This window comes from Pseudomonas sp. REST10 (assembly GCF_029542605.1).
Lineage (GTDB): Bacteria > Pseudomonadota > Gammaproteobacteria > Pseudomonadales > Pseudomonadaceae > Aquipseudomonas > Aquipseudomonas khazarica.
In genome coordinates, this window is record NZ_CP035677.1 from 4,619,809 (window position 1) to 4,630,938 (window position 11,130).

Annotated in this window: 7 protein-coding genes and 1 tRNA gene; 7 read left to right on the forward strand and 1 reads right to left on the reverse strand. The window is 61.9% G+C overall.

All coding sequences use genetic code 11. The annotated features are described in order from the left end of the window. Nucleotides 1-38 precede the first annotated feature (38 nt). The 7 genes from rpsU to EWH21_RS21895 all read left to right on the forward strand — a co-directional run bounded on the left by rpsU (nt 39) and on the right by EWH21_RS21895 (nt 10,179). Complete coding sequence (rpsU, locus tag EWH21_RS21865; RefSeq protein WP_003290642.1) at nt 39-254, forward strand: 30S ribosomal protein S21; 216 nt, start codon at nt 39-41, stop codon at nt 252-254. A 147-nt stretch (nt 255-401) separates the two neighbouring features. Then, nucleotides 402-2,402 (forward strand): DNA primase, encoded by a 2,001-nt coding sequence (gene dnaG / locus EWH21_RS21870; RefSeq protein ID WP_277699313.1) that lies wholly within the window; start codon nt 402-404, stop codon nt 2,400-2,402. 67 nt (nt 2,403-2,469) lie between these two features. Next, a complete protein-coding gene (gene rpoD / locus EWH21_RS21875; RefSeq protein ID WP_037055043.1) occupies nt 2,470-4,317 on the forward strand; it encodes an RNA polymerase sigma factor RpoD in 1,848 nt (615 codons plus the stop codon). A gap of 148 nt (nt 4,318-4,465) precedes the next feature. Then, entirely contained in the window at nt 4,466-8,200 is a 3,735-nt protein-coding gene (locus EWH21_RS21880) for an EAL domain-containing protein (RefSeq protein WP_277699314.1), read from the forward strand. Nucleotides 8,201-8,216: 16 nt separating this feature from the next. Beyond that, nucleotides 8,217-8,293, forward strand: a tRNA-Ile gene (locus tag EWH21_RS21885). A gap of 159 nt (nt 8,294-8,452) precedes the next feature. Then, nucleotides 8,453-9,334 (forward strand): hypothetical protein, encoded by an 882-nt coding sequence (locus EWH21_RS21890; RefSeq protein WP_277699315.1) that lies wholly within the window; start codon nt 8,453-8,455, stop codon nt 9,332-9,334. 200 nt (nt 9,335-9,534) lie between these two features. After that, a complete protein-coding gene (locus tag EWH21_RS21895; RefSeq protein ID WP_277699316.1) occupies nt 9,535-10,179 on the forward strand; it encodes a hypothetical protein in 645 nt (214 codons plus the stop codon). Between the two features lie 747 nt (nt 10,180-10,926). On the opposite strand, the gene EWH21_RS21900 is transcribed toward EWH21_RS21895, so the two are convergent. Continuing rightward, nucleotides 10,927-11,130: IS3 family transposase (locus EWH21_RS21900; RefSeq protein WP_277699317.1), on the reverse strand; the 204-nt coding region annotated here is incomplete at its 5' end.

An 11,130-nucleotide genomic window follows, 5' to 3' on the forward strand; every position in this document is an offset into this window, starting at 1 on the left:
ACGCGTTAACCCGGTAATTAAAGATAGGTACGACCTGGATGCCAGCCGTCAAAGTTAAAGAGAACGAACCCTTCGACGTAGCCCTGCGTCGTTTCAAGCGCTCCTGCGAAAAAGCCGGTGTACTGGCTGAAGTCCGTAGCCGCGAATTCTACGAAAAGCCGACCGCTGAGCGTAAGCGCAAGGCCGCTGCCGCTGTTAAGCGTCACGCCAAGAAAGTGCAGCGCGAGCAGCGCCGCAGCGTTCGCCTGTACTAATACCGTACACGCCACGCTCGAATGCCCGGCTTCGGCCGGGCATTGCATTTACAGAACTCCGCTTCGCCAACTGGCGAATGGCCGGAGTTTTTTGCATTTCTACCCACCGCTGTTCCGCGCCCGCGCCGGACAGTATGCTGAGCACCCATGGCCGGCCTGATCCCGCAATCCTTCATCGATGACCTGCTCAACCGCACCGACATCGTCGATGTGGTGAGTTCGCGCATCCAGCTGAAGAAGACCGGCAAGAACTACAGCGCCTGCTGCCCGTTCCACAAGGAGAAGACCCCCTCCTTCACCGTCAGCCCGGACAAGCAGTTCTACTACTGCTTCGGCTGCGGCGCCGGCGGCAATGCCCTCGGCTTCGTCATGGACCACGATCAACTGGAATTCCCCCAGGCGATCGAGGAACTGGCCAAGCGCGCCGGCATGGACGTGCCACGCGAGGAAAGCGGTCGCGGACACAAGCCCCGACAACCGGTCGACTCGCCGCTCTACCCGCTGCTCAACGCCGCCGCCGAGCACTATCGCCAGGCGCTGAAGAGCCATCCGCAGCGCAAGTACGCCGTGGAATACCTCAAGGGTCGCGGCCTGACCGGCGAAATCGCCCGCGACTTCGGCCTCGGCTTCGCCCCGCCCGGCTGGGACAACCTGCTCAAGCAGCTGGGCGGCGACGCCCTGCAGCAGAAGGTCATGATCGACGCCGGCCTGCTGATCGAGAACGCCGAGAACGGCCGGCGCTACGACCGCTTCCGCGACCGCATCATGTTCCCCATCCGCGACAGCCGCGGACGGGTGATCGCCTTCGGCGGCCGGGTACTGGGCGACGACAAGCCCAAGTACCTCAACTCGCCGGAAACCCCGGTATTCCACAAGGGCCAGGAGCTCTACGGCCTGTACGAGGCCCGCAAGCACAACCGCGACCTCGACGAGATCATGGTGGTCGAGGGCTACATGGACGTCATCGCCCTGGCCCAGCAGGGCCTGCGCAATGCCGTGGCGACCCTGGGCACCGCGACCAGCGAGGAGCACCTCAAGCGCCTGTTCCGCATCGTGCCCAGCGTGCTGTTCTGCTTCGATGGCGATGCCGCCGGGCGCAACGCCGCATGGCGCGCCCTGGAGTCGACCCTGTCGAGCCTGCAGGACGGCCGCCGCGCGCGCTTCCTGTTCCTGCCCGACGGCGAGGACCCGGACACCCTGGTGCGCGCCGAAGGCACCGACGCCTTCCGCGCCCGCATCAACCAGCACGCACAACCGCTGGCCGACTACTTCTTCGAGCAACTGAGCGAGGAAGCCGACCCGCGCTCACTGGAAGGCAAGGCACACCTGGTGACCCTGGCCGCGCCGCTGATCGACAAGATTCCCGGCAACAATCTGCGCGCCCTGATGCGTCAGCGCCTGAGCGAGATCACCGGCCTGTCCGGCGAAGCCCTCAGCCAGGTCGCCAGCAGCCCGCGCAGCCCGGCGCCCAGCCCGGCCAGCCCAGCGCCCGGCAGCGACTACCCGGACTACGGCGACATCCCCGACAGCGCCTACTACGACAGCCTGCCGGACGTCGGCGGCTACGAGCAGCCGGCGCCGCCGCAACAGCAGTACTACGAACGCAGCAACGAAGGCGGCAAGGGCAACTGGAAGAAGGACGGCGGCAAGTGGAACAAGAAAGGCAAGGGTGACTTCGCGCCGCGTGCCCCACGCACCGCCGTCAGCGTCGAATCACCGCATCTGATCGCCCTGCGCACCCTGCTGCACCATCCGCAGCTGGCACAGAAGGTCGAGGATGTCAGCCACTTCGCCGACGAAGACGACACCTACGCCCAGTTGCTGGTGGCGCTGGTCGGCGCCCTGCAGAAGACGCCCAACCTGCGTTCGCTGCAGCTGATCGCCCGCTGGCACGGCACCGAACAGGGCCGCCTGCTGCGGGCACTGGCGGAGAAAGAATGGCTGATCAAAGGCGACAACCTTGAACAGCAGTTTTTCGACACCATTACTACACTTGCACACAACCAATCGCAGAGGCGGCGTGAAAAAGCGCTCCGCAGCATCATGCAGAAAAGCCCCAGCGAGCTCACCGATGAGGAGAAGACCTTGCTCAGAGAGCACTACAGCCTGACCTCCTCGCAGAGCAGCAAGTCCCCAACTGGCGCCTAAAGCCTGAACTGAGGTATAATCCTCGGCTTGTTTTCAGCCCGCCAAGACCTTCAGTGGATAGGGTGTTATGTCCGTAAAAGCGCAACAGCAATCTCGTTTGAAAGAATTGATCAGCCGTGGTCGCGAGCAGGGTTACCTGACGTACGCGGAGGTCAATGACCACCTGCCGGAAGACATTTCCGATCCGGAACAGGTGGAAGACATCATCCGCATGATCAACGACATGGGGATCAACGTATTCGAGAGTGCTCCGGATGCGGACGCCCTGTTGTTGGCCGAAGCCGACACCGACGAAGCCGCTGCCGAAGAAGCCGCTGCCGCCCTCGCTGCCGTTGAAACCGATATCGGCCGTACCACTGACCCGGTGCGCATGTACATGCGTGAAATGGGTACCGTGGAACTGCTGACCCGCGAAGGCGAGATCGAGATCGCCAAGCGCATCGAGGAAGGCATCCGCGAAGTCATGAGCGCCATCGCTCACTTCCCCGGCACCGTCGACGGCATCCTCGCCGAGTACAACCGTGTCACCACCGAAGGCGGCCGCCTGGCCGAAGTCCTCAGTGGCTACATCGACCCGGATGACGGCAGCGTGCCCGACGAAGCCGCCGCCCCCGTTCCCGTCAAGGAAGGCGCCGCCGCTGAAGAAAGCGACGACGAAGACGAGGAAGAAGACGGCGACGACGAGGAAGAAGAAGGCGATGGCGGCCCGGACCCGGAAGAAGCGGCTCGCCGTTTCAGCGCCGTGGCCGAGCAGCAGGACAAGGTCCAGAAGGCCCTGAAGAAGCATGGTCGTGGCAGCAAGCAGGTCACCGACGAGCTGGCCGCACTGGCCGAGCTGTTCATGCCGATCAAGCTGGTGCCCAAGCAGTACGACGCCCTGGTCATCCAGGTGCGCAGCGCCCTCGACCGTCTGCGTGCGCAAGAACGCGCCATCATGCAGCTGTGCGTACGTGATGCGCGCATGCCGCGTGCCGACTTCCTGCGCCTGTTCCCGGGCAACGAAGTCGACATGGACTGGTCCGCCGACCTGGCCAAGGGCAAGGCCAAGTACGCCGAAGCCCTGGGCAACCTGCAGGCCGACATCCAGCGCTGCCAGCAGAAGCTCGCCGACCTGGAAGCCGAGTGCAGCCTGAGCCTGGCCGAGATCAAGGACATCAACCGTCGCATGTCCATCGGCGAGGCCAAGGCCCGCCGCGCCAAGAAGGAAATGGTCGAGGCGAACCTGCGTCTGGTGATCTCCATCGCCAAGAAGTACACCAACCGCGGCCTGCAGTTCCTCGACCTGATCCAGGAAGGCAACATCGGCCTGATGAAGGCGGTGGACAAGTTCGAATACCGTCGCGGCTACAAGTTCTCGACCTACGCCACCTGGTGGATTCGCCAGGCGATCACCCGCTCGATCGCCGACCAGGCGCGCACCATCCGTATCCCGGTGCACATGATCGAGACCATCAACAAGCTCAACCGCATCTCCCGTCAGATGCTTCAGGAAATGGGTCGCGAGCCCACTCCGGAAGAGCTGGGTGAGCGCATGGAAATGCCCGAGGACAAGATCCGCAAGGTATTGAAGATCGCCAAAGAGCCGATCTCCATGGAAACCCCGATCGGCGACGACGAAGATTCGCACCTGGGCGACTTCATCGAGGACAGCACCATGCAGTCCCCGATCGACGTAGCCACGGTCGAAAGCCTCAAGGAAGCCACGCGCGAAGTACTGGCCGGCCTCACCGCCCGTGAAGCCAAGGTCCTGCGCATGCGCTTCGGCATCGACATGAACACCGACCACACCCTCGAGGAAGTCGGCAAGCAGTTCGATGTCACCCGCGAGCGTATTCGTCAGATCGAAGCCAAGGCACTGCGCAAGCTGCGCCACCCGACGCGAAGCGAGCATCTGCGTTCCTTCCTCGACGAGTGATACCAGAACCCCCGGCCCAAGCCGGGGGTTTTGCTTTCCGGGCACTTGCTCCGCCTCCCTCCAATCACACGCCGACTGCGCAATCAAACTGCCATCTCGACGCCGGCGGTCTACACTGCGACCTTATTGATCCCGAAACGAGGCCGTTATGTTCCGCTTGCCGGCCATTGTGCTGTTGTGCCTGGCGTATTGGATGACCCCGGCCCACGCCCTGACACTCGACGAGGACGAGCGCGCCTGGCTGGCAGCCAACCCGGAGCTGCGCCTGGGCGTCGACGCGTCCTGGCCACCCTTCGAATTTCGCGACGCCCAGGGCAACTACCTGGGCCTCACCGCCGACTATGTCCGCCTCATCGAAAGCCGCCTTGGCGTGAAGCTCGAACCCATCGAGCCGAGCGACTGGAGCGCAGTGCTGCAACAGGCGCGCAGCGGCCAGCTCGACCTGCTGCCCGGTGTCATGTCCACGCCCGAGCGCCAGGAGTACCTCACCTTCACCCGCCCGTACCTGGACTTCCCCATCATCATCCTGGCCCGCGACGGCGGCCCGCAACCGCAGAAACTCGACGACCTGTATGGCCTGAAAGTCGCCGTGGTCGCCAACTACGCGCCCCACGAACTGCTGCGCCAGCGCCACCCCGACCTCAACCTGCTGCCGCTGCCCAGCGTAGCCGCGGCCCTGCAGGCGCTGGCCACCCACCAGGCCGACGCCATGGTCGGCGACCTCGCATCCAGCGTCTGGAGCCTGCGCCAGCTCAAGCTGGACGGCCTGTACATCAGCGGCGAAACGCCCTACCGCTACCAGCTGGCCATGGCCGCACCGCGTGGTCAGAGCATGCTGGTCGGCATCCTCGACAAGCTGTTCGCCGAACTCAGCGCCGACGAAATCGAGGCGCTGCAGGAGCCCTGGGTCGGCAGCGTGCTCGACCGCCGCGCATTCTGGCATCAGGCCCTGCTCTATGGCCTGCCGGCCCTGCTTGCGCTGCTGGCCGTCATCGCCATCATCCTGCGCATCAACCATCGCCTGAAGCAGGAGATGCGCAACCGCGAGGCGCTGGAGCAGGAACTGCACAGCAGCGAGCAGCACTTTCGCGACATGGTCGAAAGCCTCTCGGCCATCACCTGGGAGACCGAGGCGAGCGGGCTGAACTACACCTACGTCTCGCCCCACGCGGAGACGCTGCTCGGCTACCCGCTGCACGAATGGCTGGAACCCGGTTTCTGGCAACGCCACCTGCACCCCGACGATCATCAGCGCGCCTTGCGCAGCTGCCTCGAACAATGCGCCGCCGGCCAGGATCACGCCCTGGAGTACCGCCTGCTCGCCGCCGACGGACGAACCGTCTGGGTGCGTGACATCGTCACCCTGCTGCAGCGCGACGACCGCCAGGTGGTGCGCGGGCTGATGGTCGACATCAGTGAAGCCAAGCAGACCGAGCATGCGCTGCGTCTCTCCGAACAGAAGTTCGCCTCGGTCTTCCAGCAGTGCCCGGACGCCCTGATCATCGCCCGCCGCGTCGATGGCGTGCTGCTCGAGGTCAACACCGCGTTCACCGAACAGACCGGTATCGGCATCGAGCAGGCCATCGGCAAGACCGCTACAGAACTCGACCTATGGGGCACGCCGGGGATCGGCCCGAGCCTGCTGCTGCGCCTGCAGGAAAACAGCGTGCGCAACCTGGAGATGCCCTTTCGCCGGGCCGACGGCAGCCTCTTCACCGGGCTCATCTCGGCCAGCTCCTTCGTACTCGACAACACGCCGGCGCTGGTGGTCGTGGTGCGCGACATCAGCCAGCTGAAGAGCACCCAGCAACAGTTGCAGATATCCGAAGAGAAGTTCGCCAAGGCCTTCCATGCCTCGCCCGACGGCCTGCTGATCACCCGCCTGCGGGACGGCCTGCTGGTGGAAGCCAACGAAGGCTTCAGCCACATCACCGGCTACAGCTTCGATGAGATCGGCAAGCACAGCACCCTCAGCCTGGGCATCTGGGCCAACCCGCAGGACCGCGAACGCCTGGTCCGGCAGATTCGCGAACAGGGCAGCGTGCGCGAGATGATCGCCCCGGTGCGCAACAAGAACGGCCAGCTGCGCCTCTGCGAACTCTCCGCACAACCACTGCCTATCGGCGGTGACGAGTGTCTGCTGACCATCGCCCGCGACATCACCGAGCGCCAGCAGATGCAGGAAGAACTGCAGCAGGCCGCCACCGTCTTCGAGAGCACCGCCGAAGGCGTCATGATCACCGACCTCGAACAGCGCATCACCGCCGTCAACCGCGCCTTCACCCAGATCACCGGCTACAGCGAGGCCGAAGCCCTCGGCCAGCGCCCCAGCCTGCTGTCCTCCGGGCAGCACGACAACGCCTTCTACGCCGCCATGTGGCACAGCCTTGCCGCCAACGGCCACTGGCAGGGCGAGATCTGGAACCAGCGCAAGAATGGCGAGCTCTACCCCGAGTGGCTGACCATCAGCGCCGTGCGCAACGCCGACAACCAGATCACCCACTTCGTTGGCGTATTCGCCGACATCTCCAGCCTCAAGCATGCCCAGGCGCGACTCGACCACCAGGCCCACCACGACCCGCTGACCGGCCTGCCCAACCGTCTGCTGTTCGAGAATCGCCTGCGCAGCGCGCTGGACGGCTCACGCGCCAACGACCAGCTGGGCGCCGTGCTGTTCCTCGACCTCGACCGCTTCAAGCAGATCAACGACAGCCTCGGCCACCCGGTCGGCGACCAGCTGCTCAAGGCCATTGCCGCACGCCTCAAGCAGCAGCTGCGCGATGTCGACACCGTGGCTCGTCTCGGCGGCGACGAGTTCATCATCCTGCTGCCCGGCCTGCACCAGGAGCAGGACGCCGAGCAGGTCGCGCAGAAACTGCTGGAATGCTTCCGCGCGCCCTTCGCCCTGGATCACCACGAGTTCTTCATCAGCGCCAGCATCGGCATCAGCCTCTATCCCAAGGACGGCATCGATGTCGCCACGCTGATCAAGAACGCCGACGCGGCCATGTACCAGTCCAAGGCCAAGGGCCGCAACCGCTGCGAGTTCTACACCCGCTCGCTGACCTTCCAGGTCAACGAACGCATGGCCATGGAGCAGGAGCTGCGCCGCGCCCTGGAGCGCGACGAACTGTGCCTGTACTACCAGCCCAAGTACTGCCTGCGCAGCCAGGCCCTGGTGGGCGCCGAAGCGCTGGTGCGCTGGCCGCACCCGGTGTTCGGCGACATCCCGCCGGATCGCTTCATCCCGGTGGCCGAAGAGAGCGGGCTGATCCTGCCGCTGGGCGACTGGGTGCTGGCGGAGGCCTGCCGCCAGTTGCAGGAATGGCAGGACAACGGCCACGTCTTCGGCCCCCTCTCGGTCAACCTGGCCGGCGCGCAGCTGCACCAGCCGAGCCTGTTGCCGCGCATCAGCGAGCTGCTGCAGCGCCACGACCTGCAGCCGGAGCTGCTGCAGCTGGAGATCACCGAGAACTTCATCATGAGCCAGTCCGGCGAAGCGCTGGACATCCTCCACCGCCTCAAGGACCTCGGCGTGCAGCTGGCCATCGACGACTTCGGCACCGGCTACTCCTCGCTCAGCTACCTCAAGCGCCTGCCGTTGGACGTGCTGAAGATCGACCAGTCATTCATTCGCGGCCTGCCGGACGACCCGCACGACCTGGCCATTACCCGCGCCATCATCGCCCTGGGCAACAGCATGCAACTGACGGTGATCGCCGAAGGCGTGGAAACCAAGGCGCAGGAACTCTGCCTGGCCGCCGAAGGTTGCCTGCAGATTCAGGGCTACGTGGTCAGCCGCCCGCTCTCCTCCGAAGCCTTCACCCGGAAATTTCTCTCGCCCGGTCAAGCGGTTGGCGCCGACGAGAGCGCGCCGGTATAATCCGCCGGCCTTCTGGGGGCCTATAGCTCAGTTGGTTAGAGCAGAGGACTCATAATCCTTTGGTCCACGGTTCGAGTCCGTGTGGGCCCACCATATAAATCAACGAATTAAGCCCACCACAACGGTGGGCTTTTTCGTTTTTAGCTATTTTAGTCCCCGCTTTAGTCCCCTATTGTTCTTCACATGCACATGGAGAGAACAACCAAGAAAGGTGGCATCCTATGCCTTTGCCATCACAATTAGGGAGGCTGAATGCCTGCGCTCGTTACCGAACTGGTGAATGCAGCAATTGACACCTCGGTGTCATCAGCTGATTTGTTACGTCGCGCTCTAGTCGCCACCAGGCGGCTGGGAGTACCTGAGCTGATCGATTGGATCAGCAGCGAGCTGAACGGCTATTACTCTGGAGGGGTGCCCGACTATCGCCGAGTACAGGGCCAGTTGATGGCGGAGAACCCAATTCACGGCCCCATTCCGTTCTTTGCGCCGCCCGAGATGGCTGAGATGCTGTCGGACTTCGAAGTTCGGCAGTCAGTACCTGAGCTCATACAGCTTGCCCAAAGCACAACTGGTATCTATAGCCACTTCCCGGCCAACGTGGAACACACGCTGATGCAGATGATGCGCGAGACGAACGGCGTGATGATGCGCCCGGCGCTCAGATTTTCCACGCTTCAGGTGCAGGGGATCATCGAGAAGGTGAGAAGCCGGGTGCTCGAATGGGCGCTCGATCTGGAGACCAAGGGCGTACTCGGCGAAGGCATGACGTTTTCTCAGGAGGAAAAGCAAATCGTGCAACAACAGCACTACCACTTCGGGGACGTGAGCGGTTCTCAAATCCAGATAGGATCCAATGACTCCAACCAGACCCAGAAGCAGTCAGGCAGTGACATGGCCGCACTGTCGGCCTTGATCGAACTGCTACATGACACCATCCAGCAGGGACGCGTCGCAGGGGAGGTGCGCGAGGAGTTGCAAGCCGAGTTGGCGACATTGCAGGCACAGGCCGCTTCGCCGAAGCCCAAATGGGCAGTCATCAAGGCGACCGCAGGCAGCATTAAGGGCGTACTGGAAAACGCAGCTGGTGGCGTGATCGCCGCACAGGCGCTGCCGTATCTGACGGCGCTCTTGTGAGAGCTAGCCTTATAATTCGCGGAACTAGAAACAACAAACCCGCCGATTGGCGGGTTTGTTGAGAAATGGGGGGGTGGCCCTGCAGTGCAGGGCCACAACGAACCTAGTGTCATCACCAGTATGGTAGCTGGGAGAGGACTGAGCCTAGGGCTGCAGACCGATTATAACAGCACCGAACCAATGATTCAAAGTGACGAAGAATGAACTGGAATGATCTAGAGAAGCACTTTTCCCCTGCCAGGTTAGGCCGCTATCGTGCAGCGCGAGGGGGCGATGCAGCGAAGGCAGCGACGGACTACTCCAGCAATGTCTTGCTGTCCGAAGCGATGGTGCCAATGCTCAACGTCTTGGAGATCGCGCTACGGAACGGCATTCATGCTCGCCTAAGCAGGCTCTACGGCAGGACGGACTGGTGGGAGGCATGGACGGGCGATCCAACCTTCAACTGGCAGAACAAGGAAGTGGGCGGCGCCAAGGCAAAGCTGATCCGGCGGCATGAACCACAGCCCCCTGATAAGGTACTTGCCGAGCTAACCTTTGGTTTCTGGAGTTCGCTTTTCAACGCTCAGTTCCAGGCCGCTCTCTGGAAAGACCTGCGCCTTGTGTTTGCACGCTGCCCGAAGCCACAGAGACAGCGACACAACATTTCGGCGGCATTGAACCAGATTCGTGATCTGCGCAACCGCGTGTTCCATCACGAGCCGCTGTTGTGGTTGACCCCGACCCTGCTCGACCAACATACAGTTGGCATAACTATTATCAACTGGCTTGACCCCCAGCTTGGGCAATGGCTGGGAAACCATGATCGCCTACCATCAATATGGAAAGCATGGCTGACAAACTAGCCATCCAAAATAGCTTGGGCCTTCGGTCAGAAGGCCTCAAAATTTATCCAAGCATATAGACATCCTGTATTCATGCGTAGAACAACTTTCGAGATGCTCCCTGCAGTAACACTGTTAGTCATCGGGATAAAAACTCAATAAAAAATCTTTCCTTGACGGGTATGTCTTCGATTTAACAGGCTTAGCACCAAGCGAATTATAAAGCCCTACCGCCGCCAGATTCTCTAGATCAACACCTTCGAACACAAAACGCTGGCATCCAGCACTCCTAGCCTCTTCGATCAATCGATTGCAGATCTTCCGCCCATACCCCTCACCTCTATAGATTGCATAGACCTGAATCTTGGTGACTCTGAACTCCTCAGGAAGGATATGGCCATGTGACTCCGCAATCAGGACGCCACCCAAAAAAGCGCGCAGCTCATAATAGTCACACCCTAAGGCAGGACCTGACACATAGTCCGAATAGAAGCCCGGCAACAGATGGGGCGATTCACGCTGCCCAGAACCGCTCAGGAGCCCCCTAACTCTATCGAGAATTGCTTTACCTCTGTTTAACACCGCCCCTCCCAACTAATCGGTCTACATTAACTGATAGCCATAAAAATAAAGCTCGTACCAATCAACGCACTGAATGCCGAGCCAACAACCTATCAAAAAACTCCGCAACACATTGCTGAGCGCTTGTGCCAACCTTGAGTTGTTGAAGGTTAACATCCAAGAACTCTCTGAATCGCCCCAGGTTTCCTAGACACTCTCCAAGCTCTGAAAATAGCGCTTTTCATACTCCACTGGCGATAGCTGCATAGCGCTGATGTGCCGGCGCTTGGGGTTATAAAACATCTCGATGTAATCGAACACATCACTGCGAGCTTCTTCGCGGGTGCTGTAGGTTTTCCGTCGGATGCGCTCCCGCTTCAGTAACTGGAAAAAGCTCTCCGCGACCGCGTT

What these genes read in the sequence shown, in the direction of transcription:
- rpsU (WP_003290642.1), top strand. Translation starts at nt 39, where the DNA reads ATGCCAGCCGTCAAAGTTAAAGAGAACGAACCCTTCGACGTAGCCCTG.
- dnaG (WP_277699313.1), top strand. Translation starts at nt 402, where the DNA reads ATGGCCGGCCTGATCCCGCAATCCTTCATCGATGACCTGCTCAACCGC.
- rpoD (WP_037055043.1), top strand. Translation starts at nt 2,470, where the DNA reads ATGTCCGTAAAAGCGCAACAGCAATCTCGTTTGAAAGAATTGATCAGC.
- EWH21_RS21880 (WP_277699314.1), top strand. Translation starts at nt 4,466, where the DNA reads ATGTTCCGCTTGCCGGCCATTGTGCTGTTGTGCCTGGCGTATTGGATG.
- EWH21_RS21890 (WP_277699315.1), top strand. Translation starts at nt 8,453, where the DNA reads ATGCCTGCGCTCGTTACCGAACTGGTGAATGCAGCAATTGACACCTCG.
- EWH21_RS21895 (WP_277699316.1), top strand. Translation starts at nt 9,535, where the DNA reads ATGAACTGGAATGATCTAGAGAAGCACTTTTCCCCTGCCAGGTTAGGC.